Here is a 15,608-nt window from a genome sequence, read left to right as displayed (position 1 = left end):
GGTTAGGCGCCGCTCAGGAGCGCCTTGTACTGGGCCCCGAGGTCCAGCATCGCCTGCTTTTCGGCTTCGCATTCCTCGATCCCGGCATAGACGAGGTATTCGGGTTGACCCTTGGACGCGATATAGGCCTCCATCAGGGCGGGATCTTCGTGGGTATCCTTGAAGGTCCGGGTCAGCATTTCGAACCGGTCGGGGAAATCGTCCACCGCCTTCTTGTGGATGCCGAACGCCCGCGTGGACAGCATTTCCGGCAGGTCCATGTCATATGCGTCGTTGACGCTGGGCGCATTGTCGAGCGCCTCTCCGGCGATGTTGTTGCCGAAGACCAGCAGCGTTTTCACGCTGTCACCTGCCGCAATCACCGAACCCGAGGTCAGGACCGAGAAATCGACCTCGCCGGTCACGGCACCCGCAACGGTGCCCTTGCCGCCCTGAAGCGGGATCAGGTTGAATTCGACACCCAGCTTGTCACCCAGGGCCAGCAACCCGATCGACGCGGGGTGCGCCATGCGGCTGGTGCCGACATTGAGCTTGCGCGTCTTGGACGCGGCGATGATGTCATCCATCGTCTTGAGCGGGCTTTCCGCACCGACGAACAGGCAGCAGGGGTCTTTGTCGACCTGACCGAAATAGATGTAGTCGTTGATGTCGAACGTGGGCGCCTGAATCGCCCAGTTCAGGACTTCTGGTCCGATATTGCCGAACAGCAGGTTGTAGCAATCGGGTTCCGCCTTGCCCATGTAGATCTCGTAGCCCACGCGGCCCGATGCGCCGGGATAGAAGCTGGGTTCGAAATCGACGCCAAGCCGGGTTTTCCAGACGCCGGAAAAGGCGCGGAAGTTACGGTCGGCCCCGCCACCTTCTGCGGTGGGAATGTAGACGCTGAAATTGCGGTCGGGGAACGTGTTGGCGCGAACGAGTCCCGGTGTGGCAAGGGTCATCGCTGCGGCGGCGGCCCCTGTTCCCAGCAGCGTGCGGCGGGTGAAGATATGTTTCATGGTCATGGTTTCCTCCCAGTTTCATCTTGAAATTCACATGCGCTGTTGGTGGTTCTCCGCAGGGATCGCGCATTTCCGGCGGGTTAGTTCCCTCCTCCTGTGGGCGCTGGTGCAGCGCTGGCGAAATAGATGTCGCTTGCCCCGGCATAGATAAGCCGGAGGGCCAGAAGTATCAGAATGACATTCAGCACGATCCGAAACCGTCGTTCGTCGATGCGGGCCAGCATGACCCGGCCCGCAAGGGTTCCAAGGATTCCGGCCACGATCAGCAGCACGATCAGTCCGGCCCAAAAGGTAAATGCGAAGCCGAGGATGCCGAAGGCCACGGTTTTTAGAAGGTGTTGCAACGTCATGAACATCGCATGGGTTGCGACATGAGCATGCCGTTCCAAATCCTGCGCCCGGACATAGGTGGCCACAAACGGTCCGGTGCCGCCGAAGAACATCGTCAGAAAGCTTGAGAACACCCCGGTGATCACGCCAGAGCGGCGCAGAAAGGCAGGCGGTTTTGAGGCGACGGACCAAAGGATGAACAGGCCAACCCCCATCTGTATCCAGCCCGCTTCAAGCTGCACCACCAGTGACCCGCCAAGCATGATGCCGATCAAGGCTCCAATGGCGAAGGGCCCAAGCAGGTCAAAACGCATGTAGCGCGTCATGATCGCGGCGCGTCCGGCGTTCGAGCCAAGCTGCACCAACCCGTGTACCGGGATGATCGCCGCAGCGGGCAGAAGGGTTGCCAGCACCGCCAGCATCACCGCGCCGCCGCCTATGCCGAAGGCGATGGTGATAAAGGAACTGGCAAAACTGAACGCCAGCAGCGTTGTCGCTGTAGGCCATCCCAATCCTGCGTGCCACATCTCCATCATCTCAGGTGTCCAGAACCGAAGGGTGGAACAGCGATTTCTGATCGACCGGACCGGCTGACAGGTGTTGATCCAGCGAATAGCGGCAGATCGCGTCGATCTCGGCCATGTTGGCAGTGCAGCCATAGCTCCAGTAATCCGGCCCCATGCTGTCCAGCGTCCGCTCCATTGCGGCATTGAGCCAGGGCAGGGTCATGCGGTTGGCATTTCCCAGCCAGACCGCGCGCAGCCGGGCCATCGCGATATCGCGGGATTGCACAAAGGCGTCGTATAGCGCGCGAGGCAGGTCGGGGTATTGCTCGGCCACGCTCTTGCGAATGCCGATCAGGTGCATGATCGGAAAGAACCCGGTGGAGCGGTGATAGGCCTGTTCGGCGGCTTCGAAATCAGGAATCAGACGCACGAGGTCGGGATTGCCGTCCAGAAACGCCTGGGGAGGTTTCGGGGCCAGCAGCCCGTCGATCTCGCCGCGCAGGAGCATGCCCTGAAGCGTGTCACCTTCGGTGATCGGCTCGACCATCATGCCTTCGGGCAGTGCCAGTTCCAGCCGTTCGCGGCGCACACCTTCGTCCAGCGCACCCGTGCGCCAGTGGATGTCGTCGCAGGCCACGCCGTATTCATCCGCCAGAATACCGCGCATCCAGAGCGCCGCTGTCATCTGGTATTCCGGCACGCCGATCCGACGGCCCGCGAAATCGGCGGGGCTTTTGATGCCCGACCCGGCGCGCGCAAAGAATCCGCTGTGCCGGAACGCCCGGCTGACAAAGGCCGGGATCGCGGTATAATCCGACCCGCCGCGCGACAATTGCAGGACATAGCTGGAGACCGACATCTCGGTGATGTCGAACTTTGCCTCCTGCACTGCCCACGGGAACAGTTTCGACGTGGGGTGGATTTGGCTGTCCAGCGTCACGCCGGGAACGGTGACGCGCCCGTCATGCAGCGCCATCACGCGGTCATGGTCCCAGGTGGCCAGTGTCAGGGTCAGATGGCTCACCTTAACGAGGCCTCCCGGCCGGGGGCGCGGCCTGCGATGCGCATAGCGGATGGTGCGATCTGAAACATTTGTCTCCTCCCCGAGAACATGTTCTTCGTATCTTGTGCGGGTTTTATTATTTGTGTTCCGCAGGTTATGGCGCTGCTGTCATGTCTCCCCGAACAGACGTGCAGAGACCGAACCCAGATGCGCGCGCATGGCCTCCTGTGCCGCCTTGGGATCGCGTGCTTCGATGGCGGCGACGATGGCGTCGTGTTCCGCAAAACTGGAATGTGTGCGGGCAGGGCGCACGGAACTGCGCACAACCGTGTTCCAGGCAACGGCGCGGCGCACCGCGTTCAGGTGGTCAAACAGCGAGAGCAGCAAGACGTTGTCCGTCGCCTCGGCCAGCATGCGGTGAAAATTGTCGTCCTGCGCCTCGTATTCGTCCCAGGTCGGTGCTTCCGTGGCGCGGTCGCGGCTTTCCTTGAGGCGGCGCACGTCGTCTTCGGATGCATGCAGTGCGGCCTCGCGCGCAATCGCGGGTTCCAGCGAATAGCGCGCCCGCATGAGCTGCACAGGGGTGACCTGTTGGCTGAGCATGGCAAGATTGCTGGGTCCGGACGCGACATTCGGAGAGGCGATGAACGTGCCTTTGCCGACATGCCGCCAGATCGCGCCTTCATGTTCCAGCGTATCCAGCGCCTTGCGCAATTTTGCCCGTGTCACATCAAGACGCACGATCAGTTCGCGTTCGGATTCAAGGCGGTCGCCGGGCTTGTAGCCGCCGTCCGCGACATAAGAGCGAAGCTTGGCGACAACATCATCCGCCTCGACCGAAACTGCATTCATCAACATGAATTGGACCCTATATTGGTATACCAATTTGCGCCAACTGGGCGATTTATGCGCTATACTAGCGCCATATTGGGCGATCAATCAATGATTTTTCTTGCAAATGGTTTGTTGGTCTAGATTGATTTAGCCGTGATGCTGGGCTACAGCACAGTCATGCCAAAGAACAATCCGGAGTAACGCATGACCCAATACGCAATCGAAACGCCGCCTGTCGTGGCTCTTCCAGTGGCCGGACAGGACACGGTTTTTCCGGTGCGCCGCATTTACTGCATCGGCAGAAATTATGCCGCACATGCCATCGAGATGGGTCACGATCCGGATCGAGAAGACCCGTTCTTCTTTCAGAAGAATCCCGACAATCTGGACACGTCCGGTACGTTTCCCTATCCGCCGCACACCTCGGACGTTCATCACGAGGCGGAAATGCTGGTGGCGCTGAAAACCGGCGGAAGAAATATCCCGGTGGACAAGGCCCTGGACCATGTCTTTGGCTATGGTCTGGCGTTGGACATGACCCGCCGCGATCTTCAGGGAATCGCGAAAAAAGCCGGGCGCCCGTGGGAAATCGGCAAGGCGTTCGAGAAATCGGCACCCTGTGGCCCTGTTCATCCCGTGTCAGAGGTCGGCCATCCCGATCAGGGGCATCTTGAACTGAAGGTCAACGGAGAGGTGCGTCAGGAAGGCGATCTGAACCAGATGATCTGGAAGGTGCCTGAAATGATCTCGTACCTGTCCGAATATTTCGAACTCGCCCCCGGAGATGTGATTTTGTCCGGCACGCCGTCAGGCGTCGGACCGGTGTCCGTTGGGGACACGATGGAGCTGTCGATTGCTTGTCTTGGGACATTGACGGTGAGTGTCGCGTAGGGCTTGCAGTACCTCTTTTTACCTCCTGCAAGTTCAATCCGATCCCGATCCAACGGGGCCGGATTTTTCGTTTCCGGACCAACTGTCAAACTGTGCTGAATTCATGGGCGCTTTGTGGACAGTTTATAAATTAGACTTATCTTACTATGTCATCTTTAATCAATAACTCATAATTGAGCCTTGCTTCGGGATCGGCGCTGCACAAGACTTTTGTGCAGTTGCAAACGCTGAAGGGGATTTCGATCAATGAAGTATTTTACCACCGCAGCCACGCTTGCTGCCACACTCTTGCTGTCAGGCGCGGCCATCGCGCAGGACAAGTACACTGTCGCGCTTGACGGAACATTTGCGCCTCATGCCATGCCCAAACTGGGCGGCGGGATCGAAGGCTTCAACGTCGATCTTTCCAATCTGATTGGCGAACGTCTTGGCGTCGAAATGGACATCGTCGCGACGCAGTTCTCGGGTATTCTTCCGGGGTTGCAGGCGGGGACCTATGACTTTGTCGTGGCCCCCACGACGATCACCGAGGAACGCGCACAAAGCCTGCTGTTCTCCGAAGGCTACCTGAACACCGACTTCCTGTTCCTTGTCGCCAATGACGCGCCCGAGATCACGGATATGAAAGAGTTCGAAGGCAAGGTGATCGCGGTCAACAAAGGCTCGGCCTATGACAGCTGGGCGCGCGATCTGGCCGACGAGATCGGCTGGACCGTCGAAAGTTATGGCACCAACACCGACGCGGTGCAGGCCGTGGTGTCGGGCCGGGCCTTCGCCAACGTGGCCGGAAACACCGTCGCGGCATGGGCGGCGCAGAAGAACCCGGCCGTCAAGCCAAGCTATCTGCACTCCACCGGGCTGGTCTGGGGGATGCCGTTCCGCAAGGGTGATGAAGAATTGCGCGCCAAGGTCGAAACGGTGATCGAATGTCTCAAGATCGACGGCAGCATCGCGGAGCTGCACGAAAAGTGGTTTGGCATGGCCCCGCCTGCCGGTTCGGCTGCGGTAACCCCTCGTGCCGGGTTCGGAGAACCGGGTTACGACGGCTATGTCGATGACGGACACACACCGGCTTGCTGAGCCTGAATTGAACGGACAATGGCGCGGGGACGGCTGTCCTTGCGCCATGACTTCTGCCTGATCGACGTGAACGGACTTCCATGACCAACCCCATTCCATCGCTGGACGTGCGCAGCCTGCGCAAATCCTTTGGCACATTCGAGGCGTTGAAAGGCATCGACCTGAGCGTGTCGCACAGCGAGTTGGTGTTTGTTCTTGGGCCATCGGGGTCCGGCAAGTCGACCATGCTGCGCTGTTGCAACCGGCTCGAAGAACCGGATTCCGGGGACATCCTGCTGGAAGGTGATCCGGTGACAGGGCGGGGCGTGAACCTCAACGAGATCCGTCAGCGGATCGGCATGGTGTTTCAATCCTTCAACCTTTATCCGCATCTGAGCGCGCTGAAGAACGTCACGCTGGCCCTGCGCAAGGTGCGGGGCATGTCGCGGTCCGACGCGGACGCCCACGGGATGGAGGCGCTGTCCCAGGTCGGGCTTGCCGACAAGGCGGACAATTTTCCGGCGGAACTGTCGGGTGGGCAACAGCAGCGCGTCGCCATCGCCCGCGCCCTCGCGCTTGAACCCAAGGTGATGCTGTTTGACGAGCCAACATCGGCGCTGGACCCCGAACTTGTGGGCGATGTTCTTGAGGTGATGCGCGAATTGCGCGCGTCGGGCATGACGATGCTTGTGGTCAGCCACGAAATGAAATTCGCCCGCGACGCGGCGGATCGCGTGATCTTCATGGATCAGGGCCAGATCGTAGAGCAGGGACCGCCCGAACAGATCTTCGGCGCGCCCGAGCACGAACGAACCAAGGCGTTCCTGTCACGGGTATCGGATACCTGACATGACCCAATGGGAACGGTTTCTCGAAACGTTTTTCAACGCCGAAGTGCTGACGCGCTATGCGCCGGATATCCTCGCCGGTGTCTGGGTGACGGTGCAGCTTTCGATACTGATCGTGGTTGTGGGGATCGCGCTTGGCACCGCTTTGGCAATGCTGCGGACGTACCGCATTCGTCTCTTGTCGCTTGGCATCGTGGTGTTTGCCGACGTGTTCCGCGCCATCCCACCGCTTGTCCTGATCCTGATCGCGTTCTTCGGCCTGCCGAACGCGGGGCTCTTCCTGTCCAGCTTTGTCGTGCTGTTCCTGGTGTTGACGCTGACGCTTGCGGCCTTTGCCGAAGAGATCATCTGGGCCGGGATCACCTCGGTGGATCGCGGCCAGTGGGAGGCGGCGCGCTCGACCGGGATCGGCTTTACCGGAACGCTGGTCTGGGTGGTTCTGCCACAAGCCTTGCGTGTCGCGATCCCGCCGATGACCAACCGCGCCATCGCCATCACCAAGATGACCGCGCTTGGCACGGTGATCGGCGTGCCGGACATCCTCAATCAGGCGACGACGGCGCAAAGCTTTTCCGGCAACGCGTCGCCGCTGATGCTGGCCGCAATTGCCTATGTGCTGTTGTTCCTGCCGTTGGTGATCCTTGCACGCTGGCTGGAAAGCCGCTTTTCCTGGCGAAAGGCGTAAGGCATGGACAAGTTGATCGAACAGTTCTTCAACCTCGAGATCATGGTCGCCGCCTGGCCGATGATCCTGCAAGGGCTGGGCATGACTTTGCTCATCTGCCTGGCGGTGATCCCGATGGGGCTTGCGGGCGGGCTGCTGGCGGCACTGGGATCGGCTGCGAAATCGCGCTGGATCAGGTGGCCGGTGATTGCGCTGGTGGATTTCTTCCGCGCCATACCGCCGCTGGTGTTGTTGATCTTCGTTTATGCCGGGTTGCCCTTTTCGGGACTGCAACTGTCGCCATTCATGGCCGTGGTGATCGCGTTCTTCCTCAACAACTCGGCCTATTACGGCGAGATCTTCCGCGCCGGCATTCAATCGGTCGGCTATGGCCAAAACGAGGCCGCGCGGTCCACCGGCCTCAGCGCGCCGCAGACACTGACCTATGTCGTGCTGCCGCAGGCCGTGCGCAACGTGTTGCCGGACCTGCTGTCCAACACCATCGAAGTGATCAAGCTCACATCCCTTGCCTCGGTCGTGTCGCTGGGCGAAATGCTGCACGCCGCCGACATGGCGCGGTCGATCACCTACAACGCGTCGCCCATTGTCATGGCGGCACTGGTCTATCTTGTGCTGCTCTGGCCGCTGGTGCGGGTCGTCAGCCGTTTTGGCAGAAATCTGAACGCATGATCAATCGAGGAGAGTCACTATGCGGGAAATCGTGATCGGAGGCGCGCAACTTGGCGCGATCCAGAAGGCCGAACCACGCGAGGCAGTGGTGGAGCGCATGATCGACCTGCTGCATCAGGCCAAAGGGGCAGGGTGCGATCTGGTCGTCTATCCCGAACTGGCGCTGACCACGTTCTTTCCGCGCTGGTACATGGAGGATCAAGCCGAGGTCGATCAGTGGTTCGAGAGCGAGATGCCCAACGATGCCACGAAGCCCTTGTTCGACGCGGCGAAGGCGGCAAACATGGCGATCAGTTTCGGCTATGCGGAGCGCACCCCGGACGGGCATCACTTCAACACTTCGATCCTGACCGACCGCGCCGCCAACATCATCGGCAAGTACCGCAAGGTGCATCTGCCCGGCCATTCGGAATACGACACGGAACGGGCGTTTCAGCATCTGGAAAAACGCTATTTCGAACCCGGCGATCTGGGATTTCCAGTCTGGCGCAACATGGACGCGCTGATGGGCATGTGCATCTGCAACGACCGCCGCTGGCCAGAGGTCTACCGCGAGATGGGGTTGCAAGGCGTCGAACTGGTCCTGCTGGGGTACAACACGCCGTCGGTGAACAGCCAGATGTCGGACGAAGGTCTGGAACAGCGGATTTACCATTCCGACCTGTCGATGACCGCCGGCGCCTATCAGAACGCCACATGGGTGGTCGGTGTCGCCAAGGCGGGCGACGAGGACGGTCATCCGCTGATGGGCGGGTCGATCATCGTCGATCCAAACGGCTATGTCGTGGCGCGTGCCGAGAGCGAAGACGACGAGTTGATCGTACATCCCTGCGACATGGACGCCTGCAATTTTGGCAAGACGACGATCTTTGACTTTGGCCGCCACCGTCGGATCGAGCATTATCAGCGGATCGGCACACAGACCGGCGTCGTGCTGCCCGACGCATGACCGACCTTCTGGATCTGGACAGCATCAGCGCGCAGGAGCGCTACAAGCTTTTGTCGGCGCTGGTGATCCCGCGCCCGGTGGCGTGGGTGACGACGATGGACGCGCAGGGCGTGGTCAATGCTGCCCCTTATTCGTTCTTCAATGTCTTCGGACAGGATCCGGCACTGATCATTCTTGGCCTGCAAAATAAACCCGATGGCAGCGCCAAGGACACCACCCGCAATATCGACGCGACGGGCGAATTTGTCGTGAACCTTGCAACGCCCGCGTTGGTGGCGGACATGGTGGGTACAGCGGCATCTTATGATCCGGGCGAAAGCGAACCAACCGCGTTGGGGCTGAAACTGGCATCGTCCGGTCGGGTCAAGCCGCCCCGGCTGGCCGACGCGCCGGTTGCCATCGAATGCGAACGCATGATGGCGCTTTCGCTGAGCGCCGAACGGTCGATCCTGCTGGGCCGGGCGGTTGGATTGGCGACGCGGGCCGGGCTGGTGGACACCGCCACGATGTATGTCGACTGGGCCGGTGATTATCCGGTCGCACGGCTTTTCGCGGACCGGTATGCTCGGCTGGAAGAGATCGAACGGTTCGGGATTCCAGAACCGTATCGACCGGAAAAGAATGGGGAGGACAGGGAATGACACAGAAGATCGACAGGCAGTCAGAGGGCGTTTTCATCATCGCCGCGACACCCTTTGCCAGCGATGGCGCGCTCGATTTGGACAGCACGGACCGGATGGTGGATTTCTACCTCGACTGCGGTGTGTCCGGCATGACGATCCTTGGCATCATGGGCGAAGCTCCGAAACTGTCGGGCGAGGAATCGACGCGCTTTGCCCAGCACGTTTTGGACCGCGTGGCGAGCCGGGTGCCGGTGGTGGTCGGCGTGTCGGGTGCGGGGCTCGACAACATGGCGCAGCTGTCGCACAGCGTGATGGATGCGGGGGCTGCCGGTGTCATGGTGGCGCCGATGCCGGGGCTGGCGACCGAGGTAAAGCTCAAGAGCTATTTCGCGCAGGTCTGTGCCGCGCTTGGCCCCGATGTGCCTGTCTGTCTTCAGGATTACCCGCAGACCACCGGTGTGCAGTTCAGCGTCGAGACCATCCTGCAACTGACCCGCGACCATGACCAGATCGTCATGCTCAAACACGAGGACTGGCCCGGCCTGAACAAGCTGTCCCGCGTGCGCGACGAAACCGGAACAGCCGATACGCCGCGCCTGTCGATCCTGACGGGCAACGCGGCGCTGTTCCTGCCGCAGGAACTGGCGCGCGGTGCCGATGGCGCGATGACCGGCTTTGCCTATCCCGAAATGCTGGTGCAGGTTGTGGCCCGTCACAAGGCGGGCGATGTGGACGGCGCCGAAGACCTGTTCGACGCCTACCTGCCGATGGTCCGCTATGAGCAGCAGCTTGGCCTTGGCCTCGCCATTCGCAAGGAAATCCTGCATCGTCGCGGCGTGCTGGCCAGTCCCAAGGTTCGTGCACCCGGACCGTCGATGACCAAGGCCGACCACGCAGAACTGATGCGCCTGATGGACCGTCTGGACCGAAAACTGGCCGATCTTGGGTAAGAATGGAGAGGGGGAAGACAGCATGAAACATGATCTGGTGATCAAGGGCGGCACGCTGGCCACCGCGTCCGAGACCTTTCGCGCGGATATCGGCATTCGGGATGGCAGGATTGCCACGCTGGGCCACGACCTGACGGGCGATGACGTGATCGACGCCACAGGCAAGCTGGTCCTGCCCGGCGGGATCGAGGCGCATTGCCATATCGCGCAGGAAAGCGGCATGGGGTTGATGACGACGGATGATTACGAATCCGGTTCGATCTCGGCGGCGTTCGGCGGCAATTCCTGCTTCGTGCCCTTTGCCGCGCAGAAGATGGGGCAGAGCGTGGCAGACACGCTTGCCACTTATGACGGGCGTGCCGCGCCGAAATCGGTGATCGACTATTCCTACCACCTGATCCTGACAGACCCGAACGCGGATGTTCTGGCCGAACTGCCAGCGGTTTTTGACCGCGGCATCACGTCGTTCAAGGTCTTTATGACCTACGCCACGCGCGTCAGCGATGCGCAATTCCTCGACATCCTGACCGTTGCGCGCCGTCACGGCGGGCTGACGATGGTGCATGCGGAAAACCACGACATGCTGACATGGATGGCGACCGCTTTGGCCGAGAATGGATATACCGAGCCGAAATACCACGCCCCCGCGCGCCCCGCGCTGGCCGAGGAAGAGGCGATCAACCGCGCGATCAGCCTGTCCAAGCTGACCAACGCGCCGCTGATGATCGTGCATGTCTCGACCCCCAAAGGTGCCGCGCTGGTGGCAGAGGCGCGGGCGGACGGGGCGTATGTCTTTGGCGAAACCTGCCCGCAATACCTGTTCCTGACCCGCGACGATCTGGACCGGCCGGGCAAGGAGGGCGCGAAATACATTTGCTCGCCACCCCTGCGCGACAATCACACGCAGGACGTGCTGTGGCGGCATATCGCGGGCGGCACCTTCAGCGTCGTGTCCTCGGACCACGCGCCCTACCGGTTCGACGACACGGGCAAGTTCGCAAACGGCCGCGACGTGGATTTCCGCAAGTTCGCCAATGGCATGCCGGGGATCGAGATGCGCCTGCCGATGCTGTTCTCCGAAGGTGTGGTCAAGGGGCGGATCAACCTCAACCAGTTTGTCGCTCTGTCCTCGACCAACGCGGCGCGCCTGTACGGCATGCACCCGACCAAGGGCACGCTGGCGATTGGGGCGGATGCCGACATCGCCATCTGGGATCCCACCGCAACCCGCATCGCGGGCGAGATGCACGACGCGATGGATTACAACCCGTTCGAGGGCATGGAGGTCACAGGCTGGCCTGTTACGGTTCTGACGCGCGGGCGGCGGATCGTGGAAAACGGCGAACTGATCGCCAAGCCCGGCGACGGGGTCTTCGTCAAACGGGGTCGCAGCGACCTGTCGGGCCTCACCGGAACGCGCCTGCCCGAGACCGATACGGCGACGAATTTCGGTGCGGAGATCCTGACATGAGCGGCCCCATCGTGGTCATCAATCCGAACTCCAACCAGGCGGTGACAGATGGCCTCAAGGATGCGCTGGCCGCGTTCGATCTGCCGGGTGGTCCGGACATCGAGTGTCTGACGCTTGCCGAGGGCCCGTTCGGGATCGAAAGCCAGCTCGACTCCGACAGTGTCGTGCTGCCACTGGCCAAACTGGTGCAATCGCGCCCCGATGCGGGGGCGTTTGTGATTGCCTGCTATTCCGACCCCGGCCTTGACGCCTGCCGCTCCGTTGCGCCGCAGCCCGTGTTTGGCATTCAGGAAAGTGGCGTGCTGACCGCGATGGCGCGGGCGGATCGGTTCGGCGTGATCGCGATTGCCGAAGCCTCTGTTCAGCGTCACCGCCGCACGATGGCGCGGATGCAGGTGCTGGACCGACTGGCCTGTGAAATCCCGCTGAACATGAGCGTCGATGAAACCGCGCGCGGAACCGGCACCTTCGACCGCCTGGTCGCGGTCGGCACCGCGCTGAAAGAGCAGGGCGCAGGCGCGGTCATTCTGGGATGTGCCGGAATGGCGCGTCATCGGCCCGGACTTGAGGCAAAACTGAATATCCCGGTGATCGACCCGACACAGGCCGCCGTCGCCATGGCGCTTGGTGCGCTCCTGGCGGGCTGAGGGGATGCGCGTCACCCGCAAGAACGACCTGTCGCTGCGATTGCTCGAAGTCTTCGGCGCGGTGATGCTGCATCGCACCACTGTGGATGCGGCCGAGGATCTGGGCGTCAGCCAGCCGGCCGTTTCGCTGTCCATCAAGCAACTGGAAAAGCAACTGGGATTCACCCTGTTCGAACGGCGCAGCCAGCGCCTGCAACCCACCGAAGAGGCGCGCAGCCTGTTTGGCCGGGTCGAGCCAATCCTGCTGCAACTTCGGTCCGTGGAAACCCATGTGCAGGACTTGCGCAACGGCACTGCCGGAAACCTTCGGATCATGGCGACCCCGCCACTGGGGCATTCGGTCATTCCAAAGGTCTTGCGCAGCTATCTTGCCGACCGTCCGGGTGTGACCGTCGAATATGATGTGCGCCGCATGGAGCATGTGATCGAGGAAGTCGAAGTCGGATCCGCCGATCTGGGTTTGGTGCTGGGGCTTGAAAATCATCAGGCCGTCGATGTCCGCGTGTTGCGATCCGAACGTATGGTTGCGCTGGTGCCCGAGGACCATCCATTGGCACATGCCGACATCATCACGCCGTCAGACTGTGTGTCGCATGGCCATATCGGGCTGGATCAGGTGTCGCGCCTTGGCGTTTTGCTGCGCTACGCGTTTCAGGCGCATGGTGTGCCGTATCAGCCAAGGGTTGTCGTGCGGTATTGTCACACCTCGGCAGTGCTGGGCAGTGTCGGCATGGGGGTCTCCATCGTGGATCATTTCACCGCGATGTCGATGGCCGACCACGGGCTGGTGATCCGCCCCTTCCTGCCGGAAATCCGCGTCGGTGCCTGCCTGCTGACCCGCCCGAACACACCTTTGTCACGGCTGGCGTCGGGCATGGTGGATGCGCTCGACGCTGCGCTGGTCGGGGACAGGGGCGCAGCGGACGCGCGCCGGTCTGCCCGCTGATCCTCTGCACTTTCAACAAGTTTGACGTGGCACCGCTGATTGCGCTGGTGATGGGGTAGACATGGCGCTATCAGCCGAAAGATGACCGATACCCTGCCCAGTTGCCCCGAATGTTCGTCCCCCTATACGTACCAGGTGGATTCCCTGCTGAACTGTCCCGAATGCGGGCATGAGTGGTCTGCCACCGCAATGACCAACAGCGATGACGCCGTCCGCGACAGCGTGGGGAATATCCTGTCGGATGGCGACACGGTGACGGTGATCAAGGATTTGAAGCTCAAGGGAACGTCATCCGTGGTCAAGGTCGGCACCAAAGTCGGCAATATCCGACTGGTTGACGGCGACCACGACATCGACTGCAAGATACCCGGAGTCGGCCAGATCGGCTTGAAGTCGAAGTTCGTCAAGAAGGTAACCGCGTGATCGCCTGACAGGCCCGCCGTTGTTTTTCGGCAATAGGCGGCCTTGGTGAGTTCGAAACCCAAACTGGTCAGCAGGCGCAAAGAGTGGCTGGATTAGAGACAGAAACTGTCCAACCAATGAGGCGTCACTCACCTCACCAAACAAAATATCGTGGAAGTCGTCTTGCACCGTTTGGGGCCAACACGACACAACATGACAATGCGCCTGCTCTTTGCCTATCAACGCCAAACACCCCCAGAACACACCAGTAAGATGTGCTGTAAATCAATGACCTACATGGGATTTTTGGCTCCGGCGGTAGGGGCTAGGGACCAAATTAATAATGTTAAAAACTAATTAAAATCAAATACTTAATGAAATATTGGACGAATTTGAAAGGTCTAAAGTGTGTCGTGACAGCCACGCCCTGTGTGTCGTGGAGTTTTCAGATTGACCGGCTTTCTCGGAAAAAACCCCCGCCAAGCCGAAGCTCAAAGGGGGCAGTGGTTATCCGAAGATGTCCTTGTGGGAGAGGTTCCGACGACGAAGCTGTTTCTGTAAACGCTCATCTTCGTGGCGCTGCATCTCACGCTCCTTCATTGCCTGTAAGGTGGCAGCGTTCTGTTCCCTGTAGGCATTGTATTTCGCCATCCCCTCGGCTGCCCTTTCGGCTGCACTTGGGCCTGCCCCGTCGGAGGTCGCGGCGGGCTGGGTCTTGTTCACTTTCGAGGTGTCCGTGTTTGGGTCACCGTCGGTCACGGTGAAGCTGTAGATAGTCATTTTATTGACGGTCCCTTGGTTGTTGGAAGGGGTGCCCCTCCCGGTCACAGGAAGGGGCGTTTTCTGGGGTTATTTTCAGCCCTGCGAAAAGGTGATGATGCGCTGCTGCACTGCCACATCCCAACCCACGGAGGCACCGTCGATGTTCACTCGGACGCGGCCTTTGCCGTCTGTCGTGTGGTCGTAGCCAGCATCAGTCAGCATCGCACGGACACGGTCTCCCTCGTAACGGTCCATCTGAGGGAGGTAGGCGTCTGCCATGGTCTGCAGACCCTCTGTTTTGTGGTGAACGAAGAAGTTGCGTGCGCTTTCCATCAAGTTCGCCTGCAGCTTCGGGTTGTCGTTGAGGAAAGCAGTGAACGCGCCTTCGTCTTCGATGCCTACGTCGGCCATGAAGTCTGTGGCGGCGTCATATGCACCCTGCCAGACAGTGGTCACCTGAGCCATCATCTCCTCTGGCTCAACGCCTGCCATGGACGCCATGCGCTCGATAGTGCCCTTGTCCAAGTTGCCGGTGTGAATGACGCTATCAATGCTCTTGAAAAGGTCGCCGGGGTTCTGTGCGGACATCAGTTCCTTCATCACGGTATCACCGGCCTCCCCGAAAGAGACCCCCGAGGCTGCACTCTCGGTTTTCCCTTGGGCATTATCAGCCTTGGTCTGGGCCTGCGCCTGAGACGCTGGGTCTTTCAGGGCTGCTGATGCTTCCTTGTCGGAGTAGGTGCCGTCTGGGTTGCGCTGCACGAGGCCCATGTTGGCTGCCACGTTGAGCGAGAACTCCATGCCGCCATACTTGACCAAGTCGTTCCCGTTCGGGATGCGGTTCATGATAGGTGCGCCCGAGGTCGTCCGTGCGGTTGCCATCAGCCCGCCGCTTGCGTCGTCGTTCGCAGTCATATGGACTTCGGTCGGACGGTTGGCCTTTACGGGACCACTCTGTGAATCCCGGAGACAAAATGCCCACAGAAACGGTCTGATGATCTGACCGTCGCGGAGTAAAATTCCGCAATCTGA

General features: G+C 60.6%; 18 protein-coding genes. 12 read left to right on the top strand and 6 right to left on the bottom strand.

All coding sequences use genetic code 11. The features are described from left to right. Positions 1-2: 2 nt before the first annotated feature. From ACTIEN_RS17420 to ACTIEN_RS17405, 4 genes are all read right to left on the bottom strand, one after another. Positions 3-1,004: a tripartite tricarboxylate transporter substrate-binding protein gene (locus ACTIEN_RS17420; protein ID WP_439524424.1), complete on the bottom strand. Its 1,002-nt coding sequence runs from the start codon at positions 1,002-1,004 to the stop codon at positions 3-5. Positions 1,005-1,081: 77 nt separating this feature from the next. Then, positions 1,082-1,867, bottom strand: a complete 786-nt coding sequence (locus tag ACTIEN_RS17415; RefSeq protein ID WP_439524423.1) for a sulfite exporter TauE/SafE family protein — start codon at positions 1,865-1,867, stop codon at positions 1,082-1,084. A gap of 1 nt (position 1,868) precedes the next feature. Then, positions 1,869-2,861: a 4,5-dihydroxyphthalate decarboxylase gene (locus ACTIEN_RS17410; protein WP_439524422.1), complete on the bottom strand. Its 993-nt coding sequence runs from the start codon at positions 2,859-2,861 to the stop codon at positions 1,869-1,871. Positions 2,862-3,008: 147 nt separating this feature from the next. Continuing rightward, positions 3,009-3,698 carry a FadR/GntR family transcriptional regulator gene (locus tag ACTIEN_RS17405; protein ID WP_439524421.1) on the bottom strand — a complete coding sequence of 230 codons (690 nt, stop codon included), beginning with the start codon at positions 3,696-3,698 and terminating at the stop codon, positions 3,009-3,011. Positions 3,699-3,878: 180 nt separating this feature from the next. On the opposite strand from ACTIEN_RS17405, the gene ACTIEN_RS17400 reads away from it, so the two are divergent. The 12 genes from ACTIEN_RS17400 to ACTIEN_RS17345 all read left to right on the top strand — a co-directional run bounded on the left by ACTIEN_RS17400 (position 3,879) and on the right by ACTIEN_RS17345 (position 13,835). After that, a complete protein-coding gene (locus ACTIEN_RS17400; RefSeq protein ID WP_439524420.1) occupies positions 3,879-4,565 on the top strand; it encodes a fumarylacetoacetate hydrolase family protein in 687 nt (228 codons plus the stop codon). 246 nt (positions 4,566-4,811) lie between these two features. Next, positions 4,812-5,645, top strand: a complete 834-nt coding sequence (locus tag ACTIEN_RS17395) for a transporter substrate-binding domain-containing protein (RefSeq protein WP_439524419.1) — start codon at positions 4,812-4,814, stop codon at positions 5,643-5,645. 80 nt (positions 5,646-5,725) lie between these two features. Beyond that, a complete protein-coding gene (locus tag ACTIEN_RS17390; RefSeq protein WP_439524418.1) occupies positions 5,726-6,472 on the top strand; it encodes an amino acid ABC transporter ATP-binding protein in 747 nt (248 codons plus the stop codon). A gap of 1 nt (position 6,473) precedes the next feature. Then, on the top strand, positions 6,474-7,157 hold the full coding sequence (locus ACTIEN_RS17385) for an amino acid ABC transporter permease (protein WP_439524417.1): 684 nt from the start codon (positions 6,474-6,476) through the stop codon (positions 7,155-7,157). Between the two features lie 3 nt (positions 7,158-7,160). Then, the gene (locus tag ACTIEN_RS17380; protein ID WP_439524416.1) at positions 7,161-7,826 is read left to right on the top strand and encodes an amino acid ABC transporter permease; all 666 of its coding nucleotides are present in this window, start codon (positions 7,161-7,163) and stop codon (positions 7,824-7,826) included. 19 nt (positions 7,827-7,845) lie between these two features. Continuing rightward, positions 7,846-8,775, top strand: a complete 930-nt coding sequence (locus ACTIEN_RS17375) for an N-carbamoyl-D-amino-acid hydrolase (RefSeq protein WP_439524415.1) — start codon at positions 7,846-7,848, stop codon at positions 8,773-8,775. Then, positions 8,772-9,416, top strand: coding sequence for a flavin reductase family protein (locus tag ACTIEN_RS17370; protein WP_439524414.1), 645 nt, complete (start codon positions 8,772-8,774; stop codon positions 9,414-9,416). Before ACTIEN_RS17375 ends, ACTIEN_RS17370 begins: the two co-directional genes overlap by 4 nt. Then, positions 9,413-10,348 (top strand): dihydrodipicolinate synthase family protein, encoded by a 936-nt coding sequence (locus tag ACTIEN_RS17365; RefSeq protein WP_439524413.1) that lies wholly within the window; start codon positions 9,413-9,415, stop codon positions 10,346-10,348. The genes ACTIEN_RS17370 and ACTIEN_RS17365 overlap by 4 nt, the downstream gene beginning before the upstream one ends. Before the next feature lie 22 nt (positions 10,349-10,370). Next, the gene (hydA, locus tag ACTIEN_RS17360; protein WP_439524412.1) at positions 10,371-11,819 is read left to right on the top strand and encodes a dihydropyrimidinase; all 1,449 of its coding nucleotides are present in this window, start codon (positions 10,371-10,373) and stop codon (positions 11,817-11,819) included. Beyond that, entirely contained in the window at positions 11,816-12,466 is a 651-nt protein-coding gene (locus tag ACTIEN_RS17355) for an aspartate/glutamate racemase family protein (RefSeq protein WP_439524411.1), read from the top strand. The genes hydA and ACTIEN_RS17355 overlap by 4 nt, the downstream gene beginning before the upstream one ends. 4 nt (positions 12,467-12,470) lie before the next feature. Then, positions 12,471-13,412, top strand: a complete 942-nt coding sequence (locus ACTIEN_RS17350) for a LysR substrate-binding domain-containing protein (RefSeq protein ID WP_439524410.1) — start codon at positions 12,471-12,473, stop codon at positions 13,410-13,412. A gap of 81 nt (positions 13,413-13,493) precedes the next feature. Beyond that, positions 13,494-13,835 carry a zinc ribbon domain-containing protein YjdM gene (locus ACTIEN_RS17345; RefSeq protein ID WP_439524409.1) on the top strand — a complete coding sequence of 114 codons (342 nt, stop codon included), beginning with the start codon at positions 13,494-13,496 and terminating at the stop codon, positions 13,833-13,835. Positions 13,836-14,321: 486 nt separating this feature from the next. On the opposite strand, the gene ACTIEN_RS17340 is transcribed toward ACTIEN_RS17345, so the two are convergent. Together ACTIEN_RS17340 and ACTIEN_RS17335 are read right to left on the bottom strand one after the other, a co-directional pair. After that, the gene (locus ACTIEN_RS17340; RefSeq protein WP_439524408.1) at positions 14,322-14,594 is read right to left on the bottom strand and encodes a hypothetical protein; all 273 of its coding nucleotides are present in this window, start codon (positions 14,592-14,594) and stop codon (positions 14,322-14,324) included. 75 nt (positions 14,595-14,669) lie between these two features. Next, on the bottom strand, positions 14,670-15,608 hold a 939-nt coding region (locus tag ACTIEN_RS17335; protein WP_439524407.1), incomplete at its 5' end, for a hypothetical protein.

It is taken from the genome of Marivita sp. (assembly GCF_051859345.1).
Taxonomy (GTDB): domain Bacteria; phylum Pseudomonadota; class Alphaproteobacteria; order Rhodobacterales; family Rhodobacteraceae; genus Marivita.
The sequence above is the reverse complement of the archived record's forward strand: the minus strand, read 5'-3'. Positions and strand labels throughout refer to the sequence as shown.

Bases quoted from the DNA above. Each gene is read 5' to 3' on its own strand.
- hydA (WP_439524412.1), top strand. From the start codon at position 10,371: ATGAAACATGATCTGGTGATCAAGGGCGGCACGCTGGCCACCGCGTCC.
- ACTIEN_RS17385 (WP_439524417.1), top strand. From the start codon at position 6,474: ATGACCCAATGGGAACGGTTTCTCGAAACGTTTTTCAACGCCGAAGTG.
- ACTIEN_RS17370 (WP_439524414.1), top strand. From the start codon at position 8,772: ATGACCGACCTTCTGGATCTGGACAGCATCAGCGCGCAGGAGCGCTAC.
- ACTIEN_RS17390 (WP_439524418.1), top strand. From the start codon at position 5,726: ATGACCAACCCCATTCCATCGCTGGACGTGCGCAGCCTGCGCAAATCC.
- ACTIEN_RS17375 (WP_439524415.1), top strand. From the start codon at position 7,846: ATGCGGGAAATCGTGATCGGAGGCGCGCAACTTGGCGCGATCCAGAAG.
- ACTIEN_RS17405 (WP_439524421.1), bottom strand. From the start codon at position 3,698: ATGTTGATGAATGCAGTTTCGGTCGAGGCGGATGATGTTGTCGCCAAG.
- ACTIEN_RS17380 (WP_439524416.1), top strand. From the start codon at position 7,161: ATGGACAAGTTGATCGAACAGTTCTTCAACCTCGAGATCATGGTCGCC.
- ACTIEN_RS17420 (WP_439524424.1), bottom strand. From the start codon at position 1,004: ATGACCATGAAACATATCTTCACCCGCCGCACGCTGCTGGGAACAGGG.
- ACTIEN_RS17345 (WP_439524409.1), top strand. From the start codon at position 13,494: ATGACCGATACCCTGCCCAGTTGCCCCGAATGTTCGTCCCCCTATACG.
- ACTIEN_RS17395 (WP_439524419.1), top strand. From the start codon at position 4,812: ATGAAGTATTTTACCACCGCAGCCACGCTTGCTGCCACACTCTTGCTG.
- ACTIEN_RS17365 (WP_439524413.1), top strand. From the start codon at position 9,413: ATGACACAGAAGATCGACAGGCAGTCAGAGGGCGTTTTCATCATCGCC.
- ACTIEN_RS17355 (WP_439524411.1), top strand. From the start codon at position 11,816: ATGAGCGGCCCCATCGTGGTCATCAATCCGAACTCCAACCAGGCGGTG.
- ACTIEN_RS17415 (WP_439524423.1), bottom strand. From the start codon at position 1,867: ATGATGGAGATGTGGCACGCAGGATTGGGATGGCCTACAGCGACAACG.
- ACTIEN_RS17400 (WP_439524420.1), top strand. From the start codon at position 3,879: ATGACCCAATACGCAATCGAAACGCCGCCTGTCGTGGCTCTTCCAGTG.
- ACTIEN_RS17350 (WP_439524410.1), top strand. From the start codon at position 12,471: ATGCGCGTCACCCGCAAGAACGACCTGTCGCTGCGATTGCTCGAAGTC.
- ACTIEN_RS17340 (WP_439524408.1), bottom strand. From the start codon at position 14,594: ATGACTATCTACAGCTTCACCGTGACCGACGGTGACCCAAACACGGAC.